The 22,301-nt window shown below is 64.5% G+C and carries 14 protein-coding genes; 9 read left to right on the top strand and 5 right to left on the bottom strand.

The features are described 5' to 3' along the window. Positions 1-386: 386 nt before the first annotated feature. Genes tssH through tssM form a run of 5 tightly spaced genes read left to right on the top strand, consistent with a single transcriptional unit; the run spans position 387 to position 10,395 of the window. A complete protein-coding gene (gene tssH / locus LN047_RS25950; RefSeq protein ID WP_373980624.1) occupies positions 387-2,963 on the top strand; it encodes a type VI secretion system ATPase TssH in 2,577 nt (858 codons plus the stop codon). Beyond that, entirely contained in the window at positions 2,963-4,525 is a 1,563-nt protein-coding gene (locus tag LN047_RS25945; protein ID WP_373980623.1) for a sigma 54-interacting transcriptional regulator, read from the top strand. The genes tssH and LN047_RS25945 overlap by 1 nt, the downstream gene beginning before the upstream one ends. Continuing rightward, positions 4,522-5,202, top strand: a complete 681-nt coding sequence (vasI, locus tag LN047_RS25940) for a type VI secretion system-associated protein VasI (protein ID WP_373980622.1) — start codon at positions 4,522-4,524, stop codon at positions 5,200-5,202. Before LN047_RS25945 ends, vasI begins: the two co-directional genes overlap by 4 nt. Continuing rightward, complete coding sequence (gene tssA, locus LN047_RS25935; protein WP_373980621.1) at positions 5,199-6,647, top strand: type VI secretion system protein TssA; 1,449 nt, start codon at positions 5,199-5,201, stop codon at positions 6,645-6,647. Before vasI ends, tssA begins: the two co-directional genes overlap by 4 nt. Continuing rightward, the gene (tssM, locus tag LN047_RS25930) at positions 6,640-10,395 is read left to right on the top strand and encodes a type VI secretion system membrane subunit TssM (RefSeq protein ID WP_373980620.1); all 3,756 of its coding nucleotides are present in this window, start codon (positions 6,640-6,642) and stop codon (positions 10,393-10,395) included. Before tssA ends, tssM begins: the two co-directional genes overlap by 8 nt. Before the next feature lie 60 nt (positions 10,396-10,455). Here the strand turns inward: tssM and LN047_RS25925 are convergent, their stop codons facing one another. The 5 genes from LN047_RS25925 to LN047_RS25905 form a co-directional block, all read right to left on the bottom strand. Further along, a complete protein-coding gene (locus LN047_RS25925) occupies positions 10,456-10,713 on the bottom strand; it encodes a PAAR domain-containing protein (RefSeq protein WP_280148164.1) in 258 nt (85 codons plus the stop codon). Between the two features lie 110 nt (positions 10,714-10,823). Further along, entirely contained in the window at positions 10,824-11,342 is a 519-nt protein-coding gene (locus LN047_RS25920; protein ID WP_063954754.1) for an Hcp family type VI secretion system effector, read from the bottom strand. Positions 11,343-11,766: 424 nt separating this feature from the next. After that, entirely contained in the window at positions 11,767-13,248 is a 1,482-nt protein-coding gene (locus LN047_RS25915) for an efflux transporter outer membrane subunit (protein WP_081101061.1), read from the bottom strand. A gap of 67 nt (positions 13,249-13,315) precedes the next feature. Next, positions 13,316-16,531 (bottom strand): efflux RND transporter permease subunit, encoded by a 3,216-nt coding sequence (locus LN047_RS25910; RefSeq protein WP_175234821.1) that lies wholly within the window; start codon positions 16,529-16,531, stop codon positions 13,316-13,318. A 25-nt stretch (positions 16,532-16,556) separates the two neighbouring features. Then, positions 16,557-17,759, bottom strand: a complete 1,203-nt coding sequence (locus LN047_RS25905) for an efflux RND transporter periplasmic adaptor subunit (RefSeq protein WP_271263682.1) — start codon at positions 17,757-17,759, stop codon at positions 16,557-16,559. A gap of 386 nt (positions 17,760-18,145) precedes the next feature. Between LN047_RS25905 and LN047_RS25900 the strand changes: the two genes are divergently transcribed. The 4 genes from LN047_RS25900 to proC all read left to right on the top strand — a co-directional run bounded on the left by LN047_RS25900 (position 18,146) and on the right by proC (position 22,272). Next, positions 18,146-19,213: a LysR family transcriptional regulator gene (locus LN047_RS25900; RefSeq protein WP_056324699.1), complete on the top strand. Its 1,068-nt coding sequence runs from the start codon at positions 18,146-18,148 to the stop codon at positions 19,211-19,213. Between the two features lie 165 nt (positions 19,214-19,378). Further along, positions 19,379-20,491 (top strand): AI-2E family transporter, encoded by a 1,113-nt coding sequence (locus LN047_RS25895; RefSeq protein ID WP_056324702.1) that lies wholly within the window; start codon positions 19,379-19,381, stop codon positions 20,489-20,491. A gap of 104 nt (positions 20,492-20,595) precedes the next feature. Then, a complete protein-coding gene (locus LN047_RS25890; RefSeq protein ID WP_373980619.1) occupies positions 20,596-21,366 on the top strand; it encodes a phytanoyl-CoA dioxygenase family protein in 771 nt (256 codons plus the stop codon). Between the two features lie 99 nt (positions 21,367-21,465). Then, the gene (gene proC, locus LN047_RS25885) at positions 21,466-22,272 is read left to right on the top strand and encodes a pyrroline-5-carboxylate reductase (RefSeq protein WP_056324707.1); all 807 of its coding nucleotides are present in this window, start codon (positions 21,466-21,468) and stop codon (positions 22,270-22,272) included. Positions 22,273-22,301: the final 29 nt, after the last annotated feature.

Here is a 22,301-nt window from a genome sequence, read left to right as displayed (position 1 = left end):
CTTCTGGCTGGGTGTCGCAAAACCAGGTGCCGCCAGCGACACACAGGATGAAGTCAAAAATGAGCTGTGCATTTTGCGGTGCGATCGGAAACGTTGGACATATAAAAAGTTCGAAAAATAAGAGGGATTAATCCGACTCTTATCAAAAATATGATTTGTGATAAGAAATAAAGGACGTTCGCCGAATATTCGAATTAGTCCGATTGATAGTTCCGACTGGCCGTGTTTTCTTAATGCGCTTGTCTTTTACAGACTTGGCGCGTGAACAATAAATGCAGGGTTCGGCATTCAAAGTGAATGCCCTGGATGGCAGCCATATTCCATGCGTCTGCATGCCCCGCAAAACCAAATGGTGAAAACTCCCATGGCCACGAGGAAATTCCGGCATGATCTCCATTGATCTGGCTGCTTTGCTTGACAGGTTGCACGCCGTCGGGCGGCACGCACTTGAGGAAGCCGGCAGTCTGTGCATTCGACAGCACGGGGCAGAGGTCACGGTTGCCCATTTGCTGTACAAGTTTCTGGATCAACCGAAGTGCGACGTTCGCTGCGTTCTGGCGAACACGGACGTCGACCTGGACGCGCTGCGCGAGGCGCTTGCCAGCACATTTCCCAAACCCGATAGCGGGCACGGCCACGCCTACCCTTCGTTCTCGCCATTGCTGCTGGAGTTGATGCACGACGCCTGGCTGCTGAGCTCACTGGAATTGGCACAAGCCGAAATCCGCACCGGAGCGCTCCTTCTGGCGGCATTGCTCAGCCCCGCTCGTTACCTGCCTTATCCGTCGATGCGGCTGTTCGAGGGTATTAATCGGGAGACACTGCGCAAGCGTTTCACCGTATTGCTGGCCGACTCTTCGGAAGCGCCCCTGCAAGCGGATTCGACGTTTAATCAATCGGCGCCAGCTGGGGCTGACAGTGCGTTGAGCAAGTACGGACACAATTTCACCGCCCAGGCGCGTGCGGGCAACATCGATCCCGTGCTGTGCCGGGATGCCGAAATCGATCTGATGATCGACATCCTGTCGCGCCGGCGCAAAAACAATCCAATCGTGGTCGGCGAAGCGGGGGTTGGAAAGAGCGCCGTCGTAGAAGGGCTGGCCCAACGGATCGTCGAGCAGCGTGTGCCCTCACCGCTGCGCGACGTGACGTTGTGGGGACTGGATCTGGGCGCCCTGCAAGCGGGGGCCTCGGTCAAAGGCGAGTTCGAAAGACGCCTGAAGGCGGTCATCGACGAGGTCAAGAACGCGGCGCGGCCGATCATCCTGTTCATCGACGAGGCTCACACGCTGATCGGGGCCGGCAATGCAGCTGGCGGCAGCGATGCGGCGAACTTGTTGAAACCCGCTCTGGCGCGCGGCGAACTGCGCACGATTGCCGCCACGACCTGGTCCGAATACAAGAAGTACTTCGAGAAGGATCCGGCGCTGACGCGGCGGTTTCAATTGGTGCAGCTGGCTGCGCCCAGCGTGGAGCAGGCTATACACATTCTGCGCGGCCTGCGTGGCGTCTATGAAGACGCCCACCAGGTAACCATTTCCGACGATGCCCTGAAGGCTGCCGCTGTCCTGTCTTCCCGGTATCTCTCGGGCCGCGAATTGCCGGACAAGGCCATCGATGTCCTGGATACGGCTTGCGCCCGAGTCGCGACCGCGTTGGCCGAGCCGCCGCGACGTATCGCCTGGTTGGAAAACGAGCTGAGGCAGGTGGATGCCGAGGCCGACCTGCTGTGGCGCGATGCGCGTGCCGGACGAAAGCCCGACACCGGCAGGCTGGCGGCGCTGGACGTGACGCGGCAACAGATTCGCGATTCCATCGAGCAGTTGCAGGCCGCCTGGCGCGAGCAAAAGGTGTTGATCGACCAGATCGTCGCGCTCCGTGCGGGTGACTCGCAGGAAGACACCGCATCGCGCCTGGAAGCGATGGTCGAACAACTGGCCGAGCTGCAGCGCGACGGAGCGCTGCTGCATGCGGATGTCGGCCCCGAGCAGATTGCACAGGTCATCGCGGACTGGACCGGCATTCCAGCCGCCACCATAAGTAGCGATCAGTTCCGGCGGCTGGAAAAGTTGCCCGACACGCTGCGTGAGCGTGTCAAGGGGCAGAACGCCTCCCTGGACGTCTTGCACCGGCGTCTGATGACGGCAATGGCGGATCTGCGGCGGCCCGGAACGCCGATGGGGGCCTTTCTGCTGGTCGGTCCGAGCGGGGTGGGGAAAACAGAGACGGCATTGGCCCTCGCAGACGCGCTCTTTGGTGGCGAACAGTTTGTGACCACCATCAATATGTCTGAGTACCAGGAGAAGCACACCGTATCCCGCTTGTTGGGCGCTCCGCCCGGGTACGTCGGTTATGGAGAAGGCGGCGTATTGACCGAGGCCATCCGTAAGCGGCCTTACTCCGTGGTCCTGCTGGACGAAGTTGAAAAGGCGCACCCCGAGGTGCTCAATATCTTCTACCAGGCTTTCGACAAAGGCGAGCTTGCCGATGGCGAGGGCCGGCGCATCGACTGTCAAAACGTCCTGTTCTTCCTTACCTCGAACTTGGGGTTCGATCACGACGGCGGTTCGCTTTCCGATGTCGGAAGCGATGCGTTGCGGGCACACCTAACAAAATTCTTCAAACCCGCGTTGCTGGCGCGCATGCAGGTGGTCAAGTATTCGTATCTGGACGAGGAAACCCTTGGCGAGATCGTCGAGAGCCGCCTGCAGCGTCTTGAAAGGCAGTTCAACGACCGCTATCAGGCGCAACTGATGATAGACGCCGCCGCGCGGGATGAATTGCGGGCGCGATGCCTTCGTCACCAGAACGGCGCGCGGTTGCTGGATGCCAGCATCGATGGCGACATGTTGCCGCCGCTGTCGCTGGCTGTATTGAAACATCTTGCAGGCGGGCAGCGTTTCCGGCAGGCCACGGTCAGCTGGGACGGCGCTGTTTTTCACGCAGACCTGGAGTCAGCGTAATGTCCTTGAGTGCCCAAGGCGCCGCCGCGCTCGCACGGACATTGGTGCAGGCCAGCGGCGTTGCGTCGCTGGCCGACCGGTTCTTCTCAGGCGTTTGCTCCACGCCAAGCATACGTTACGGGGTTTGCTATTGGCCGGAGACGGCGGGAGACAGTATCCGGCCAATTGCCAGCCATGGCGTGGCGCTCGATATGCTGCCGGCCTATCCCTTGCAGGACCTGGACAATCCCATCGTTTACTGTCTGACGACCGGTCAGACGCGTCATGTCGCGCGCGTTGATAGCTTGTGTGGCGTCGAAGGCGGGTACGAGGAGCTTCGCGAAAAGCTGGCGGCCGCTGATACGTGGCTGGTCGTGCCGCTTCTGGACGCGCGCCGCAAGGCCGATGCCGTGCTGCTTCTGGCCGGCGCGGCGCCCGCACTGCACGCATGGATGGCAGACCCGACATGGCAAGAGTTGTGCAGGTTGTTTGACGCGGTGCTGACTGGCCTGCGCGATCGCTTGGGCTCGGACGAGCGGGTGCAGACCCGTCAGGGCATGCTGGCGCAGCAGTCAGAGACACGAGGACGCCGCCGCCTACTGTCTGCCGGCTTCATCGGCGTCGGGCCCGCCGCACGGCGACTGCGCGAAGACATGCTGCGTTTCGCCGACTCTTCCTTGTCGCTGCTTGTCACAGGCGAGACGGGCGCCGGCAAGGACCACGCTGCATGGCTGATACATCAAGCCTCCGCGCGCAAGGGCAAATTTGTGCCGGTCAATTGCGCGGCCATTCCCAAGGATCTCATCGAGGCCGAACTATTTGGCGCTGTCCGCGGCGCCTACACCGGCGCGACTCAGGCTCGGACAGGCCTGGTCGCCGAAGCCGATGGAGGCACGCTGTTTCTGGACGAGATCGGCGATATGCCCTTGAGTCTGCAGGGGACTCTGCTGCGCCTGCTCAATGAAAAAAAATACCGGCCAGTGGGCGCGACACGAGAGCTTCCTTCCGACTTTCGGCTGGTCTGCGCAACCCATCGCGCCTTGGCGGATCTGGTGCGGGATGGCCAGTTCCGCGAAGACCTGTACTTCCGCATTCGCCAGCTGACGCTGCACATTCCCCCCTTACGCGACCGCCTCGAAGACATCCCGGCGCTGGTGGCCAACATTCTGCTTGAGCACAACCGGTCCTTTCCCGGGCGGGTTGCCGGAATTTCCGACAACGCGATGGCGCAGCTCCAGCGCCATCGTTTCCCGGGCAACGTCAGGGAGCTGCGCAGTTTGGTGCTGGCAGCGGCAGAGCGCACACCTGCGGGCAAGCGTATCCAGACCAACCGGCTGGTTGAGCTGACGCGCGGCGAGCACGCGCCGGAGAACGATGAGACGGGAGACGCCATCCTGCAGCGTTTATGGCACACCAACAACCTTCCCGAAGCGCTTGCCGCGTTCGAGCGCTTGTTATTGGAAGACCGTCTACGGCAGGCCGCGGGGTCGCGCCGTGTGGCCGCGCAGAGTTTGGGCATTCCCAAACGCACCTTGGCGCGCAAATGCCTGGATCTGAATCTGACTGGAGAGGAAGCAATATGAAGCGATTTCGGGCGTTGCTGCTTGCTGCCACGGTGCTGGCGGGCTGCGCTGCGGCATCGGGCGCGATGGCGTCGGGCCGTGACTGCAAGACCATCGTGTCGGCGATCGAGCGGCTTGCCTGTTTCGACGCGCAAGCGGGTACCCCCCCTGCGGCCGCTGCGCGCACCGAAGCACCCGTGATCGCGCTGCCCGAGTTGGTACGCATGCCGGACATCGTGGCGCTGGTGCAGCGCAACGAGTCACGCCGCAAGGTAGATCAGTTCGGCATGTTGCTGTTGCGCTTGGACGATGCGATACCCGGCCAGCACAAGGTCGTGATCTCCGCGCCTGCCCGGGAGGCAAGCGCGCCGCCGCCACTGCTGGCGATAAGTTGCCTGCAAAACATCTCGCGCCTGCAACTCATCACGGCGCAACCCCTCGAGGTAAGCCGCGTGCACATCCGCCTGCTGCTTGATGGCAGGCAGATAACAGCGAGCCGGCCCTGGCTGGTCGTGGACGATGGCACGGTGACGGACGCCGGCCGCGGGCTGGTCGCCATAGAGCAGCTTCGTCATCTGACGCGGCCGGCTCAGCTGGTGCAATTAGAGAGCGACCACGCCATGTTTGACGGGCTCACGTTCGATGCGGCAGCGCTGCATGAATTGATGGCGCAACAACGCGAGGCTTGTCATTGGTGAGCACATTTCCCCCGCTGGATCTCGACAGCATTCTTTCGCCCATATCGCCCGATCGGCCGGCCGGAGATTTCGACGAGGAAGACAACGCCTACCAGGGCATCGAAACCGAAATGATGAAGCTCGGTGGATTGCAAGAGGCGACCATCGATTGGGGCTATGTGGATTGCGCTTCGCGTCAGTACCTGCAATCGCAGTGCAAGCATTTGCGCGTTGCCGCGCAGTTGTCAACCGCCCGCATGCGCGCAGGCGGTTGGCGCGGCTGGGCCGAGGCGGCCGGCGTATTGGCCGGCATGATCTGTCAGTACTGGACCGAAAGCCATCCAAAACCTGGCGCTGCTGGCTTGCTGGCCAAGCGACGCCTGATGTCCCAGCAGCTTGAGCGTTTGGCCGAGGCGCTGACCAGGTTGGACGGCGCCGGATACGCTGACGAATACTACAAAGCCGCTCAGCAGGCGTTGGACAAGCTGCAAGGCTGCGCGAGCGAAACGAAGCTGGACATGCCGGCGCTAACGCGACTGGAATCGCAGCTAAGGTTGAAGTCCGAAGCGACTCGCGCGCCCGAACTCGCCGAGGCGCACCACGAACTTTCGTTGCAGACGTCTGGAATCACCGAGGCGTTCTTCACGCCTGTCGCGGTGGGATCGGGCAACGAGCGCGAAACGCGGCGCTCGCTGCTGGCCATCGCCGACCTCATCAACCACCAGGATGCCTATGACCCCACGGGTTATCTGCTGCGCCGCTTTGCCCTTTGGGCGCACCTGAGCATTGCGCCGTCGACCCGCAAGGATACGCTTCGGACCGAGCTGATGGCCGTTCCCGCCGAGACCGCTGAGGCCTATTGGGATGCGCTGAGAGCCAATGCGGTCGATCCGGCCCTGCTTCAACGGGTCGAGAAAAGCATCACCTCGTCACCGTATTGGCTGCGCGGCAGCTATCTGGCGGCCGGCATCGCACGGCGACTGGAAATGCAGAACGTCGCCGAAGCCATACGGCAGGCCACTGAGCGCTTTGTCGCAAAACTGCCAGCGCTTGTGAAATTGCAGTTCGCTGATGGCCGGGCTTTCGTCGATGGCGAGACGCAGGCCTGGATCAGCGGCGCGGATGACGCTAGCACCAGGCTAGGCGCCGGACATGAGTATCCCGTGCTGCGTGACGAGTTGCGCGAGGCGCTGGAAGCGACGGGTGTGGAATCGATGCTCAGGCGTCTGGACACTCTTCAGAAGGCATCCGCCGATCCGCGGCATGGTTGCCATGTCATCGCGATCGCCGCCGAATTGCTAGGCGCCCGCGGTCTGGCGTGGCTGGCAGATGGGCTTTACGCGCGGGCACATCAGATCATGCAAGGCGCGACCGCAGCGCAGTGGGAGCCGAGTTTGTTCGGTCTGCTGGAGCGGCATCTGCACACCGAAATCGAATGCAAGAAAATGGAGCAACCTCATGTTTAAGATTTGGTCGAAGGTGAAACGTTATGGCCAGCCCATACTGAGGTGGACAAAGCAGGGTTTGCCCTTGGCGTTGCTGATGATGCTGGTGATTGCCCTGGCAGCTATTTGGTGGCTGGGCCCCCTGTGGACGGTGGACGAATACCAACCTCTGGCCAGTGTCGCCGCCCGCGTAATGGCGGCGCTCGTGGTGCTGGTGCTGCCGTTGCTGGTGTGGGCTATTGGGCTGCGCAGGCGGAACGTGGCGTTGGAAGCAGAACGGGCCCAAGCGCAGCAGCAAGAAGACGATCCCTGCTTGCGGCACGTGCAAGCGCAGGAACGCGATCTGGATAAGAGTCTCGGCCTGCTCCAGGCCAACCTGAAAGGCCGCAACGCGCTCTATCAATTGCCCTGGTATCTCGTGCTGGGGCAGGAGAACGCCGGAAAGACCAGTTTCATCAACCGGTCCAGCCAGACTTTCTCGCTGACCGGCGAGGTCAAGGCGGGCAGCCAACGGCTGGAGGCAGACGCCGACAGGATCTATCGGATCGATTGGTGGATAGGCGATCATGCTGTGCTGATCGATCCGCCTGGCGAACTGATCAGCCAGCCTCAGATTCCGGGACACCTGCGACAGGCTGCCGCTTCCGAGGACAATGAACAATCGCCACCCGGAGCCGTTGCCGAACGCCCGCGCTTGCCCGAGGACCTGCATCCCCGCCTGTGGGAAAGTTTCGTAGGCTGGTTGGGGCGAAGTCGCAGCCGCCGGCCGCTCAACGGCGTCGTGCTGATTGTCAGCCTGGTGACCTTGCTCAATCAGCAGCCCAGCGACCGCAAGGCGCTGGCTTCGTTGTTGCGGGCCCGGCTGGCCGAACTCACGCGTCAACTTGGTACCCGGCCTCCTTTGTATGTCGTGTTGAGCAAGTTCGACCTGCTCGAAGGCTTCGAACCGCTGTTTTCCCGGCTAACCAAGTCCGTGCGCGAGGACATCTTCGGCTTTACGTTTACGCTCGACGCTGTTCAGCGTTACGACGCCTGGCGCGACGAACTCGGCGCGCAATACGATGAGTTCCTCAAGCGCCTCAATGAGCAGGTCTTCGATGCGTTGGCGGATGTGCGCGAACTGAGCCAGCGCGAAGCCCTCTATTCGCTGGCCCGGCAGCTGACCGGCATGCGGGCGCTCTTGATGGAGTTTCTGACCGATGTGTTGGGCAGCGACCGATATCTCACGCCGGCATTGCCGCGCGGCGTGTTTCTGTCGTCGGTCTTCCAGCAAGGCGTGCTGACCAACGCCTTTTTGTCATCTTCGTCGCAAAACTACGATATCCGTGAGCCGGTTCCGACCGCGCACCCCAGCGGCCGCGCCATGGTGTACTTCGCCCAGCAACTGTTCCAGCGTGTCGTCTACCCCGAAGCCGGTCTTGCCGGCGATAACCCGCGCGTGCGGGCGGAAAAAAGGCGGGCGTTGGCATTGCGCTTCTGTGCGGCGTCGCTGGGAAGCGCAGTCCTTATCGGTGGCTGGTATCACTACTACGGCGTGAACCGGGACAAGGCTATGAGCGTGCTGGAGCGCAGCCGCGCCTTCAGCGCCCACGCCATCGACGGCAAGCTGGATACGACTGGCCGCAATCTGCTTCAACCGCTGGACCAGATTAGCAGCGCGGTGGCGGTGTATGGCGATCACCGCGAGGCGTGGCCGTTTGTGGCAGACATGGGCCTTTATCAGGGATGGAAGATTGGGCCCAAAGTGGATCAGGCCTATCTCACGCTGCTGTCTCAACGATTTCTGCCGGCGCTCGCCGATGGCGTGATGGAGCATCTTGACGGGGCGGTGGTGGACAGCGATGCGCAGCTTGAAGCGTTGCGTGTGTACCGCATGATCGAAGACCGGCCCAACCGCCGGTCGCCGGTCGTGGAGCGTTGGATGGGGCATCAATGGGCCCAGGCTTTTCCTGGCGAAGACAAGGTGCAGCGCGCGTTGATGCGCCACCTGGATTACGCGATGAAGTATGCCGATGCCGAGTTGCCTCAGTTTCATGAGCGCGTGTCGGTCGTGCAGCGCGACCTGCGGCAGATCCCGCTGCCGCAGCGCGTTTACATGACCATGCGCCGTCAAGCGGGTGACACCCTGAGGTCGCCGCTCGACCTGCGCAACGAGATCGGACCGGCCTTTGACGTCGTCTATCAGCCCACGGGCTTGGACAAGGAAGGGGCGCTGGAGCATGTGTCCGACGGCCGCATCGACGCGCTGTTGACGGCCAAGGGATTCCACGGCTACTTTGCGCCGCACAGCCAGGATCTGACCGAGCTGGCGATGATCGATCAATGGGCGTTGGGGGAGCGGCGCAACATCGATTATTCGCAGGCCGACAAGCGCGCGCTGGCCGAACGAATCCAGGCCATCTATGGCCGCGACTACATCGACACGTGGCAACGCAACTTGAATCAGCTTGAGGTGCGCGACTTTCACGACCTGGCCGAGGCGGTCAATGTCCTGGGCACGGTGACCAGCCCTGCGGCGCCGTTGCGCCGGCTGTTGGAAACGGTGCGCGACAACAGTGAGTTTGGCGATACACCGGCAGCGGGCGTTTCCGCGCTCGCAAGCAAGGGCGCCACGCCTGCGCAAGTTGCGGGCGTGACGGACAGGGCGGCCGCCGACAAGGATGCGCAGGAAGCCGGGCCGATTCTCGGCATCTCTCGCGCGTTTGCACCCATGAGCCAACTGCTGCAGGCCAAGGCGGATCGGGCGTCCTATCTGGACGAGACCTTGGTGGCAATTTCAAGCGTGCAGGACAAGGTGCGCACGGTGCACGACAGCCCCGATCGCGGCAAGTCGGCGCTTGGTGTGGTGCTGGAGCGTTTCGGGCTGAAGGGGCCCGATCCCATCAGCAATCTGCAACGAATTGCGGCCGGCCTGCCGGAGCCCTTGAACCGCCAGGTAGGCAAGCTGGCCAATGAGTCCTCGCGGGTCATTCTGGTAGAAGCCTTGCGAGAACTGGAGCGCCGCTGGGATATCGATGTGTATCGGTTCTACCGCGAGCGTCTGGCGAACCGTTATCCGTTCAATCCAACCAGCCGTGAGGAAGTGGCGCTGGACGACTTTACGGCGTTTTTCGGTCCGCAGGGGCGCCTGCAGCAGTTCCGCGAAAAGTATCTGAACCTGTTCATCGAGGACAATCTGGAGGCGCTGTATTCCGAGAGCCTGGGCGGTTATCTGGTGCGAGCGGACGTGTTGACTCAGCTTGAGGCCGCGGAAAGGATCCGAGACGCCTTCTTCAACAGCCGCGGGTCGTTGGGCGTGCAGTTCCACGTCGAGCCGCTGGGCATGGCGCCAAGCAAACGCAGCAGCTCGCTGAGCGTGGAAGGCCAGTTGGTCAGCTATAACCACGGTCCTACCACCAGCACGGCACTGATCTGGCCGAACACACTGGCGTCCAGCAATGAAAGCCGCATGACGTTGGTGCACGCGGGGGGGAGCAGCAGCGCGCTGAGTTATCGCGGTCCATGGTCGCTTTACCGCCTGCTCAGCCAAGCTCGGCTCAACGGCGCCACCAGCACTAGCGTGGACATCAGCTTCGCCGCCCCGGACGGCGGCATGCGTTACCGCATCAGTACCGAGAAGGCCAATAATCCGTTCACCCAGCCGCTGTTCAAGGGCTTTGCCTTGCCGCAGACGCTTCTGGAGGATGGGGTTCAGGGGCACGCCTCGGGCGCGGCGACGCCGGCGCAACGTGCGCGGCAGGTGCCATTGGCGCGGAGCGCGCAACGGTGAAATCTGCGGTGAAAAGGCAGGGCGCTGATAGAGCGCTCCTGCCATCCGAAAGGATGTGGGTTACTCCACCAGCCAGCCGGCTTCGCCCTCTACGAGTGTGCCGCCATGGCTGGTTCGGTCGCCTTGGCGTGCTGCTGGTTGTCCTTCGATGATCGTGCCGGGCGAGCCCGTTTGAATGATGGCGCCGCAACTGATGCGGTCGCCGATGCGCGCCACGGCGCGTCCATCGACCATGGCTTCGCTTGCGCCGGTGACGACCGTGCCGTTGCCATGGAGCGGGCAGCTGTGCCGGTGTCCAACAAGAACAATGGGTCTCACGCTGGGATTCCTGAAATGAGATGGCTTGAGGTGCGGGAGAGGGACGCGGCATCCCGGGGCTTACCGCACGACCGGCGCGCGATGCGCCGGCCATGCTCAGAAGCCCGGGATCAGGCTTCTTGCGGCTTGCGCCAGTCGTCCGAGGCCTCAGTGCCGGCGATGGCGTGGGTCCAGGTGATCTTGCGATAGGCCATGGCGACCTTGACCAGCTGGGTGTACTCGGCCTTGCTCGGGTCTTGCGCGTGCGGTAGCGCCGTGTTGATGTTGACGATGGTGGCGTCTTCGAGCTTGGTGGTGAAGAAGTGCTCCTGCTTGCCTTCGGTCGAGGTGCGATACCACTTCACCTCGACTTCCGGCAGCATTTCGCCTGAGGCCAGGGCCTGATACATCAACGGGGTGGCCTTGTTCAGGGGCGCCGTGAACACGAAGGGCTTGTGGACGCGCTGACCCGACGGCTGGCCGCTTTGCGGGTCGGTCGGCGTGGCGATCAGGTGTTCGATTTCCTGAACCAGGATCTGATCTTCATGACCTTCCTGGTACACGTTGCCCACGGAGTCGGCAGTGAACGCGCCTTGGGTGATGTTGCCCTGCGTCTTGCCCTGGATGCTGATATAGGCGGGAGTCGGCATTTGCTGGATTCCTGTAAAGGTTGCGAAAGGGCCTGATCGGCCCTTGTGCCATCGGCGATGGCTCAACCTTCAATGCAAAGTCCGTGCCAGTTTGGGCTTCCACGCATGTTTATGCTTTGTTTTCAATTGCTTATCTGCATTTGCGTGCGTCGCCGCTTCGTCTTGGATTGCCAAAAATAACGGAAAGTGTTTTTCTCGCCCGCAATGTCGAGCCATGTGTGGCTCGGTTTTATTAAGTCGTTGAAAACAAAAAAAGAAATTCAGGCCAGATTTGGCCTGGGCGGGCCAAATCTGGCTCGGTCATCTCATGGCGCGACGTAGCCGGTCAGGTGTCCGACACCGCAGGAGCCCCCGTCGCAGTTAACGGGTTTGCCATGCGGGCGCCGGACACCTGACGCGAGCACGTGCTGCTGCCGCGCCACGCTTACTTCGCCGCCACCTTCTCCGGTGGCACCGGATTCTCCCAGCCGCCGCCGATGGCGCGGATCAGTCCCACAGTCGAGCGGGCCTGTTCGCCGGTCAACTGGACCGCGACGCGCTGTTGCAGGAGGACGCTGCGGTCGGCTTCGATCACGTCGAGGTAGCTGATGGAACCTTCGCGGTACTGCGTATGCGAGAGCTTTGCGGCGCGGGCGGCGGCTTCGACGGCTGCGTTCTGGGCCTTGGTCTGGTCAGCGAGGATGCGCAGGTTGGCCAGGTTGTCTTCGACCTCGCGGAACGCGTTCAGGACGGTCTGGCGGTAGACGGCGACGTCTTCCTCGTAGACGGCGCGGGCGCGGTCCAGGCCGGCCTGGCGGCGGCCGCCGTCGAAGATGGGCATGGACAGGGCGGCGCCGACCAGGGGGCCCAGCAGGAACGTGCGGCTGGACCATTGGAAGAGGTTGCCCAGTTCCGAGGACTCGTAGCCGAAGGCGCCGGTGATGTCCAGGCGCGGGAAGAACGCGGACTTGGCGGCGCCGACGCGGGCGTTGGCGGCGGCCATGGCGCGTTCGGCGGCGGCGATGTCGGGGCGGCGTTCGAGCAGGGTGGACGGCAGGCCGGCGGGGATGGTCAGCGCGATCTGTTCGATGGGCTGCGGCGGCATCGTGAATTCCGACGGGGCGCGGCCCAGCAGCACGGCCAGCGCGTGTTCGGCGGTGGCGCGGCGGCGGTCGATGCCCAGGGCCTCGGATTGCGCCGACGCGAGTTCAGCCTTAGCGCGCGCGAGGTCCAGTTCACTGATGTCGCCGGCGTCATACCGGCGCTGGATGAGTTGCAGCGTGTCCGTGCGCAGCTTGACGGTCTGGTGGTAAAGACGCGATTCGGCGTCCTGTTCGCGCACCAGGAAGTAGGTGGTGGCGACGTCGGCCTGCAGGGCCAGCAGCACCGAGCGGTACAGCGCTTCGCTTTGCTGCGCGTCGGCGGTGGCGGCGTCCACGGTCGATGCGACGCGGCCGAAGAGGTCGGCCTCGTAGGACACGGTGCCTTGGGCGCGCCACGTGGTGACGGGCGACGTGGACGTGCCGTCGGGCAGGCCCTGCGACACGGCCGACGGACGTTGGCGGTTGGGGCCGAAGCCGGCGTCCAGGCTGGGGAAGAAGCCGGAACGCGCTTCGCGCTGCAGGGCGCGCGCTTGCGTCAGCCGCGCCGCGGCGGCCTGCAGGTCCTGGTTGGCGCGCTGGGCTTCCTCTTCGAGCTGGTTCAGGCCTTCGTCGCCGAACACTTTCCACCAGGCGCCGCGCAGCGCGTCTTCGGACGGCTCGGCGGGCTTCCACGTGCCGGCTTCGGACGCGGGCAGGGCGGCTTCCTTGAAGGCCGCCGGCGTGTCGGCCGAGGGCCGCTCGTAGGTGGGACCCACCGCGCAGCCGGCCAGCACCAGCAGCAGGGCGAGCAGGGCGGATCCTCGGGTCAGTCTTTTCATCATCATGACGTTTCTCTTTGGCGCGCGTCCCATCCCACTGGACAGGACGCGCTGGCTACTCTGGTTTGCCGGCCTACGCGTGGTGTTGCGGGGCGGGCGGCGCGTTCGGGTCGATGTGCGGCACGCAGACGGGCGCTTCGTGCGGCGCGGCCGAGTGCAGCTTCTTGCCGCCGAGCGAACGCAGCAGGACATAGAACACCGGCGTGAGGAACAGGCCGAACAGGGTCACGCCCAGCATGCCGAAGAACACGGCGACACCCATGGCGTGGCGCATTTCGGAGCCGGCGCCCGACGACAGCACCAGCGGCACCACGCCCATGATGAACGCGATGGACGTCATCAGGATGGGGCGAAGACGCAGGCGGCTGGCCTCGATGGCGGCTTCGAGCGGCGTGCGGCCGTTCATCTCGAGCTCTCGGGCGAACTCAACGATCAGGATCGCGTTCTTTGCCGACAGCCCCACCAGCACCATCAGGCCGATCTGCGTGAAGATGTTGTTGTCGTTGCCGGTCAGGTAGACGCCGGTCAGCGCCGCCAGGATGCTCATCGGCACAATCAGGATCACGGCCAGCGGCAGGGTCAGGCTTTCATACAGCGCGGCCAGCACCAGGAACACGAGCAGCACGCTGATCGGGAACACCCAGAGGCCGGCATTGCCCGCCAGGATCTGCTGGTACGTGAGGTCGGTCCATTCGAACTTGACGCCACGCGGCAGGGTTTCGGCGGCGACGCGTTCGGCCGCGGCCTGCGCCTGGTCGGACGAGAAGCCGGGGGCCGGCCCGCCGTTGATGTCGGCGGCGGTGTAGCCGTTGTAGCGCACGACCATTTCCGGGCCGAAGGTCTGCTTGACCGTGACCAGCGAGGACAGCGGCACCATGTCGCCGGCGGCGTTGCGGGTCTTCAGTTGCAGGATGTCGTCGGCGTGCGCGCGGAACGGCGCGTCGGCCTGCGCACGCACCTGGAACACGCGGCCAAAGCGGTTGAAGTCGTTGACGTACATGGAGCCCAGGTAGATCTGCATGGTGTCGAAGACTTCGGTCACCGGCACGCCCAGCTGCTTGGCCTTGACGCGGTCCAGGTCCACGTCAAGCTGCGGGACGTTGATCTCGTAGCTGGAGAACGTGGGGCCCAGTTCGGGCGTCTGACGCGCCTTTTCCAGGAAGGCCTGCTTGGCCTTGTCCAGTTCGGCGTAGCCCAGCGCCGCGCGGTCTTCCAGCTGGAGCTTGAAGCCGCCCAGCGTGCCCAAGCCCATGACGGGCGGTGGCGGGAACACGGCGATGAATGAATCCTGGATGGCTGCGAACTTCTGGTTCAGCGAGGCCGCGATGGCGTTGCCGGACAGTTCGGCGCCCCGGCGTTCGCCGAACGGCTTGAGCGTCACGAACACGATGCCCGCGCTGGAACTGTTGGTGAAGCCGTTGATCGACAGGCCCGGGAAGGCAATGGCCGACTGCACGCCGGGTTCCTTCAAGGCGATGTCGCTCATGCGGCGGATCACGTCTTCGGTGCGATCCAGCGAGGCGCCGTTGGGCAACTGCGTGAAGCCGATCAGGTACTGCTTGTCCTGCGCGGGCACGAAGCCGCCGGGCACCAGGTACGACACGCCGAGGGTCGCGGCGACCAGCACGGCATAGACGCCCATTGCGCCCGCCTTGCGGCGGATGACGCTGGCCACGCCCGTGCCGTACGACTCGGACGCGCGGCCGAACATGTTGTTGAACCAGTTGAAGAAGCGGCCGAAGACGCGATTCATGCCGCGGGTCAGCCAGTCGGGCTTGTCGTGGTGGCTCTTGAGCAGCAGGGCCGACAGGGCGGGCGACAGGGTCAGCGAGTTGAAGGCCGAGATCACCGTCGAGATGGCGATGGTCATGGCGAACTGCTTGTAGAACTGGCCGGTCAGGCCCGTCATGAAGGCCAGGGGCACGAACACGGCGCACAGCGTCAGCGCGATGGCGATGATGGGACCGCTGACTTCGCGCATGGCGCGATAGGTCGCATCGCGCGGACTCAAGCCCGCCGCGATGTTGCGCTCGACGTTTTCGACCACCACGATGGCATCGTCCACCACGATCCCGATGGCCAGCACCATGCCGAACAGCGACAGCGCGTTGATGGAGTAGCCGAACATCAGCAAGAGCGCGAACGTGCCGACGATGGACACGGGCACCGCCAGCAGCGGAATGATGGACGCGCGCCAGGTCTGCAGGAACAGGATAACCACCAGCACGACCAGCGCGATGGCTTCGAGCAGCGTGTGCACGACGGCTTCGATACTGGAACGCACGAACTGCGTGGGGTCGTATTCGATGCGGTATTCCACGCCCGGCGGGAAATCCTGGGCCAGCTCGGCCATCGCCGCGCGCACCTGGCTGGACACGTCCAGCGCGTTGGCGCCCGGCGACTGCATGATGCCCATGCCCACCGCCTGCTTGTTGTTCAAGAGCGAACGCAGGCCGTATTCCTGTGCGTCCAGCTCAACACGCGCCACGTCGGACAGGTGCGTGACCGCGCCGTCCGGCGAAGTCTTCAGGATGATGTCGCGGAATTCCTCTTCGGTCTGCAGGCGGCCGCGCGCGTTCACGTTCAGCTGCAGCGGCACGTCGCCCTGCGTGGGCGAGGCGCCGATCACGCCGGCCGCGACCTGCACGTTCTGCTCGCGGATCGCGTTGACGACTTCGGACGCGGTCATGCCGCGCTGGGCGACCTTCTGCGGATCGAGCCACACGCGCATGGAGTAGTTGCCCGAGCCCCACACCGTGACTTCGCCCACGCCCGTGATTCGCGACAGGCGGTCCTTCACGTTCAGGATCGCGTAGTTGCGCAGGTACGTGATGTCGTAGCGGTCGTTGGGCGAGATCAGGTGGACCACCAGCGTCAGCGTGGGCGAGCTCTTGGCCGTGGTCACGCCCAGGCGCTGCACGTCCGGCGGCAGGCGTGGCAACGCCTGCGACACGCGGTTCTGCACCAGCTGCTGTGCCTTGTCCGGGTCCACGCCCAGCTTGAAGTTCACCGTCAGCGTCAGGTTGCCGTCGCTGTTGGCCTGCGACTGCATGTACAGCATGTTCTCCACGCCGTTGATGGATTCTTCCAGCGGCGAGGCGACGGTTTCGGCGATGACCTTGGGGTTGGCGCCCGGGTACTGCGCGCGCACCACCACCGACGGGGGCACGACTTCCGGGTATTCGGAGATGGGCAGCTGGAACATGGCCAACAGGCCCGCCAGCAGCACCAGGATAGATAGGACGCCGGCGAAGATCGGCCGGTCGATGAAGAATTTCGAGATATTCATAAACGTTCTCGTTCGACGCGTCGGCTTAGTTCTGTGCCGAGGCGGTCTTGACCGGGTTGCCGGGGCTACGCTTGGCCGCAACCATGGGGACGACAGTGGGGGTCACGGCATCGCCGGGGCGGATGCGCTGCAGGCCGTTGACGACGATGCGCTCGCCGGCGGCAAGGCCCGAATCCACCACGCGCAGGCCTTCCTGGTTGGCGCCCAGCTTCACCTGGCGGTACACGGCGTGGTTCTTGTCGTCCAGCACGAGCACAAAGCGCTTGTCCTGGTCGGTGCCGATGGCGCGTTCGTCGATCAGCACGGCCGCGCGCGGCTCGCTGCCGCCCAGGCGGATGCGGGCGTACAGACCCGGCAGCAGCGTGCCGTCGGCGTTGTCGAATTCGGCGCGCACGCGAATGGTGCCGGAGGTGGCATCCAGGCGGTTGTCCACCGATTGCACAGCGCCCGTGCGCGAGTAGCCGTCTTCGTTGGCCAGGCCCAGTTCGACCGGCACCGCGCCGGCGCGGCCGTTGCGCACCGGGTTCACGTAACGCAGGAACGTTTGTTCGTCCACGTCAAACGATGCATACATCTTGGACACCGACACCAGCGTGGTCAGCGGCACCGACGCGGCGCCGGCGGCCACCACGTTGCCCACCGTGACCTCGGCGCGCGACACGCGGCCGTCCACGGGCGCCTCGATGCGGGTGTAGCCCAGGTTCAGCTTGGCGTAGTCCAGCGCGGCCTGCGCGCCTTGCAGGTTGGCGGCGGCTTCGCGCGCGGCGTTCTGCTTTTCCTCGAAGTCGCGGCGGGCGATGGCGTTGTCGGCCAAGAGGCGCTGGCCGCGGGCCAGTTCGGACGCCGTGTAGGCGGCCCGGGCCTTGGCGGCCGTCAGCGCGGCGGCGGCGCGGTCCACCTCGGCCGCGTAGGGGCGCGGGTCGATGGTGAAGAGCACGTCGCCCTTCTTGACGATGCTGCCGTCCTTGAAGTGGACGGCGGTCAGCGTGCCGGACACGAGCGGCCGGATGTCCACGCGGTCGATGGCCTCCAGGCGGCCGGAATAGCGCTGCCAGTCGACGATGGTCTTGTTGACCACCTCGGCCACCTCGACCGGGGGCGCGGCGGGGGCGCCCTGCGCCATGGCGACATTGCCGCCCGCGGGACCGCGGGTGAGGGCGTAGCCGCCACCGGCCGCCAGCACGGCTGCAAATACGACGAGCACAGCAATACGTTTACGCGAAACCATGGTGTTTCCTTGAGTGGTTCTTTAGAGGCGGAAGCGCGCTTGCCCGGAATGCGGGAAAACAGAAGGCGGCGGTGCGGGGATGCCAGTCCTAAGAATCCAGGGTCATATGGATATGCTGCAATGCAGCATCAACCGGGGTCGCTGATCTGGAGGCGGTGGCCGCCGGGTAAGGGCGGGCCGCTGCGGTGCGGAATCTGAGGATTGACATGCCCTTTTCTTGCGCCGGGCGGCAAGGGCACTTCAAGATGGTTTGCATTCTGAGTGTTTTGTCTGGGCGGATAAACCTGTCTTTCCCGGCAACACTGTTCGTGGAGAATGACTAATCGGCAGCGAAATCGGGTTATGCTCCGTTCTCCCCGACTTATTTGCCTAAGGACACCCTTGCCATGGACCGCTTTCAGGCTATGCAGGTGTTTGTGCGCGTCGTGGACGCCAATAGCTTCACCCGGGCGGCCGACAGCCTATCGCTTCCGCGCACCACCGTCACCACCATCATTCAGAATCTGGAACGCCTCCTGGGCGTGCGCCTGCTGAACCGCACCACCCGCCGCATTGGCCTGACGCCCGACGGCGCGGGCTATTACCAGCATTGCGTGCGCATTCTGGCCGACGTCGAAGAAACCGAGGCGTGCTTCCAGGAAGCCGCGCTGCGTCTGAAGGGCCGCCTGCGCATCGACGTGCCCACCTGCATCGGCCGGCTGATCCTGATCCCCTCATTGTGTGATTTCCACGACAAATACCCCGACGTCGAGCTGGTGCTGGGCCTGGGCGACCGTCCGGTCGACATGGTCCAGGAAGCCGTGGACTGCGTGATCCGCGCCGGCGACCTCGAAGACTCCAGCCTGGTCGCCCGCCGCATCGGCACCTTGCAGACCGTTACCTGCGCGTCCCCCACGTACGTGGCGCGCCACGGCATGCCGCAAACCATCGAATCGCTGCGCGATCACCATGCGGTGCATTATTTTTCCAGCCGCACCGGCCGCAATTGCGCCTGGGACTTCAAGGTGGACGGCAAGCATCAGGAAGTGGACATGAAGGGCACGGTGGCCGTGAACGAAGCCGGCGCCTACCTGGATTGCGGCCTGAAAGGCTTCGGCCTGATCCAGACCGCGCGTTACATGGCGCTGCCGTACCTGCAATCGGGCGAGCTGATCGAGATCCTGCCGCAGTGGAAGCCCAGTTCCACGGCCATTTCGGTGCTGTATCCGCAGAGCCGGCAGTTGTCGCCCAAGGTGCGGGCCTTTACCGATTGGGTTGCCGACCTGTTCGCCGGCTGTCCGCTGCTCAGCGGCCGCGACGAGACCGATCCGGCCGCCGCTTCTTGCGCCGTGTACCAGCGCAACCAGGGCCAGACCGCGCCGGCGCAACCCCCCGTGCCGGCCATCCCGGCGCTGGCCGACATGGCCCCGCGCCGCCGCACCGCGCGCGAAGAAGCGGCCGAATACCTGCTGTAAGCCATCGCATCCTGCGCAACGACATGGCGGACCCTCGGGTCCGCCATGTGCGTTAAGCGCGGGAAACCCCGTAGTAAATACAGCCCTTACGTCCCTCGAATCGCATGAAACGTCTGTATAGTCCGACAGTCAAAGCCTACAACGCCCTTACAGTCGATTCGCGCTATGCAGCCTGTTCTACCCGCTTACCTCATTGCCCGATGGCTGTTGCTGCTTGTGCTGTTGGCGGGGGTTTACTTTCTTAGCGGATTCCTGGTCCCGGCCCTGGCGGCGCTGATCATCGGCCTGGCCAGTTGGCCCTTGTATCAACGCCTCGTCGTCCGGTGCGGCGGCCGTACAACAGTGGCCGCGTCGCTGGCGCTGCTGGTCGTCGTCGTGGTGCTGATCGTGCCGTTGTCGCTGGCCTTGTCCTATGCCATCAAGGAAGCCAGCGCGTTCGTCGCCTGGGCCATCGCCGCCAACCGGCATGGCGTGGACGTGCCCGCGTGGATTTCCTCGATGCCGGTCGTGGGCGACCGCCTGGCGCAATATTGGGAATCCTATATTGGCCAGCCCCACGCGCTGGGCGCGCTGGTCGAAGCGGTCAGCGGCGAGCATCTGGGCAACATCTACCGCATGGCGCTGGCCGCCACGGGCAACGTCTTCCAGTTGCTGCTGACAGTCCTTTTCATGCTGATCACGCTGTTCTTCGTCTACAAGGACGGCATCCGCATGGTCGCGCAGCTGGATGTGCTGGGCGAACGCATCCTGCCGGCGCGCTGGCAGCGCTTTTCGCGCGTGGTGCCGGCCACCATCAATTCCACCGTCACCGGCATGGGCCTGATCGCGCTGGGCGAAGGCGTCGTGCTGGGCATCGCCTATTGGGTCGCGGGCGTGCCGTCGCCCGTATTGCTGGGTGTGGTCACCGGTTTCATGGCCCTGATTCCCGGGGGCGCGCCCCTGTCATTCACGCTGGTGTCCCTGTATCTCGTGGGTTCGGGCCATGTGGTCGCGGGCATCGCGCTGATGGTCTGGGGCAGTGTGGAATTGTTCATCGTCGACAAGACGCTGCGCCCGCGTCTGGTGGGCGGCCCGGTCAAGCTGCCGTTCCTGCCGACCTTCTTCGGCCTGGTGGGCGGCGTGAAGACCATGGGCATCGTGGGATTGTTCGTGGGCCCGGTGCTGATGGCGCTGCTGGTGGCCGTCTGGCGTGAATGGGTCCACCACGAAGTCCAGGAGCGCGACGCCGCCCGGCTGGGCGCGCCTGCCGTCCACCCCGAGAAGACCCCCGCGGGCTGAGGCCGTTTTGGTAATCTAGCCATCCCGCGTGACCGGCGCCTTGCCGGTGCGCGCCTGCCCGCCCGCAGACGCGCCGCTTTCCGACGCGGGCTGTGAGGATCGAGATGTCCGGGTTATTGCCTGATGATCAGATAGCCGTGCTGCGTGAGCAGGGCTTCGTGGTGGCGCGACAGTTCGCCAGCCCGGAAGAGGTCGCCGCGCTGCGCGCGCTGGCCGAACGCCATTTGCGCGATCACGTCGCACCCATCGAATACGAAGCCGACCTGCGCTACCCCGGCGCGCCGGTATCCCGCACCGCCGAAGGCGGCCTGACGGTGCGCCGGTTGCTCAACGCCTACGCGCGCGACCCGTTGTTCGCGCAATGGGCGACCAATCCGCGCATCGGGCAGTGGCTGCAGCGCTACTTCAACGAGACGCCCGTGCTGTCCACGGTGCACCACAACTGCGTGATGACCAAGCACCCCGCGTATGGCAGCCTGACCGGCTGGCACCAGGACATCCGCTACTGGTCGTTCTCGGACACGGATCTGGTGTCCTGCTGGCTGGCGCTGGGGCCAGAGACGCGCGCCAATGGCGGCCTGTCGTTCATTCCCGGTTCGCACACGGCGGCCTATACGCCGGAACAATTCGACGAAAAGAAGTTCTTCCGCGAGGACGTGCCGCAGAACGCCGATTGGATTGCGCGCGCCGTCTGCCCGGAACTGCAGGCGGGCGACGTCGTGTTCTTTCACTGCCGCACCTTGCACGCCGCGCAGGGCAACAGCAGCGACCGCGTGAAGTTGTCGGTGGTCCACACCTATCACCCCGAGTCCTGCCATCCGGTGCCGGGCACGCGTTCGTCGTCGCAGGCAGGCGTGGCGCTGACGAAGGCGTGATGCCTCGCGATGCCCGTAGACTGTCGAATCCCCATCCCGCGCGCCGGCATTGCAGCCACGCCGGCCCGGTCCGCAATCCCTCTTTGGAACTGAAGCAACATGCGTGAAAAGATCGTCTTCATCGGCGGTGGCAATATGGCCTCCGCCATCATCGACGGGCTGCTCGGCCAGGGCCGGGCGCTGACCGATTTTCTGGTCATCGAGCCCTACGCGCCCACGCGCGAGGCGCTGGTGGCGCGCGGTTTGCCGTGCCTGGAGCAGGTCAGCAGCGACATCGGCGACGCGGGCCTGTGCGTGCTGGCCACCAAGCCGCAGGTGCTGCGCGAGGCGTGCGGCCAGGTCCGTCAGCATCTGCCGGCCGACGCCACGGTGGTCAGCATTGCGGCGGGCGTGGAACTGGCCGCGCTGTCGGACTGGCTGGGCGGCCACGCGCGCATCGTGCGCGCCATGCCCAATACGCCCGCGAAGGTGGGGCTGGGCATGACCGGCCTGTACGCCACCCCGGCCTGCGGGCAGGCCGAGCGCGATCAGGTCGACGCGCTTTTCGCCGCCGTCGGTGAGCGCATCTGGACCGACAGCGAAGCCATGATCGACGCCGTCACCGCGGTGACCGGCAGCGGTCCCGGCTACGTGTTTCACTTCATGGCGGCGCTGGAGAAGGGCGCTGTCGAGCTGGGCTTCACGCCTGCCGACGCCCGCCGGCTGGCGGTCGCCGCCTTCCGCGGCGCGGCAGAGCTTGCCGCTAGCGAAGACGTGCCGCTCACCGAATTGCAGGAGCGCGTCACTTCCAAGGGCGGCACCACCTACGCCGCGCTGTCGCACATGCAGCAGGCCGGCGTGGCCGAGGCCATCACGCAGGCGGTGCACAAGGCGCAGCAGCGCGCCCGCGAATTGTCCGCGGGGTAAGCGCGCCGGCACGGCCGCGCCGCAAGTCC

Origin of the sequence: Achromobacter sp. JD417, assembly GCF_041879325.1 — a bacterium.
GTDB lineage: Bacteria > Pseudomonadota > Gammaproteobacteria > Burkholderiales > Burkholderiaceae_B > Achromobacter > Achromobacter mucicolens.
Note: the sequence above shows the minus strand (reverse complement) of the source record. Positions and strands in the feature narration are given on the sequence as shown.

Bases quoted from the DNA above. Each gene is read 5' to 3' on its own strand.
- tssH (WP_373980624.1), top strand. From the start codon at position 387: ATGATCTCCATTGATCTGGCTGCTTTGCTTGACAGGTTGCACGCCGTC.
- LN047_RS25945 (WP_373980623.1), top strand. From the start codon at position 2,963: ATGTCCTTGAGTGCCCAAGGCGCCGCCGCGCTCGCACGGACATTGGTG.
- vasI (WP_373980622.1), top strand. From the start codon at position 4,522: ATGAAGCGATTTCGGGCGTTGCTGCTTGCTGCCACGGTGCTGGCGGGC.
- tssM (WP_373980620.1), top strand. From the start codon at position 6,640: ATGTTTAAGATTTGGTCGAAGGTGAAACGTTATGGCCAGCCCATACTG.
- LN047_RS25920 (WP_063954754.1), bottom strand. From the start codon at position 11,342: ATGCCGACTCCCGCCTATATCAGCATCCAGGGCAAGACGCAGGGCAAC.
- LN047_RS25915 (WP_081101061.1), bottom strand. From the start codon at position 13,248: ATGATGATGAAAAGACTGACCCGAGGATCCGCCCTGCTCGCCCTGCTG.
- LN047_RS25910 (WP_175234821.1), bottom strand. From the start codon at position 16,531: ATGAATATCTCGAAATTCTTCATCGACCGGCCGATCTTCGCCGGCGTC.
- LN047_RS25905 (WP_271263682.1), bottom strand. From the start codon at position 17,759: ATGGTTTCGCGTAAACGTATTGCTGTGCTCGTCGTATTTGCAGCCGTG.
- LN047_RS25900 (WP_056324699.1), top strand. From the start codon at position 18,146: ATGGACCGCTTTCAGGCTATGCAGGTGTTTGTGCGCGTCGTGGACGCC.
- LN047_RS25895 (WP_056324702.1), top strand. From the start codon at position 19,379: ATGCAGCCTGTTCTACCCGCTTACCTCATTGCCCGATGGCTGTTGCTG.
- LN047_RS25890 (WP_373980619.1), top strand. From the start codon at position 20,596: ATGTCCGGGTTATTGCCTGATGATCAGATAGCCGTGCTGCGTGAGCAG.
- proC (WP_056324707.1), top strand. From the start codon at position 21,466: ATGCGTGAAAAGATCGTCTTCATCGGCGGTGGCAATATGGCCTCCGCC.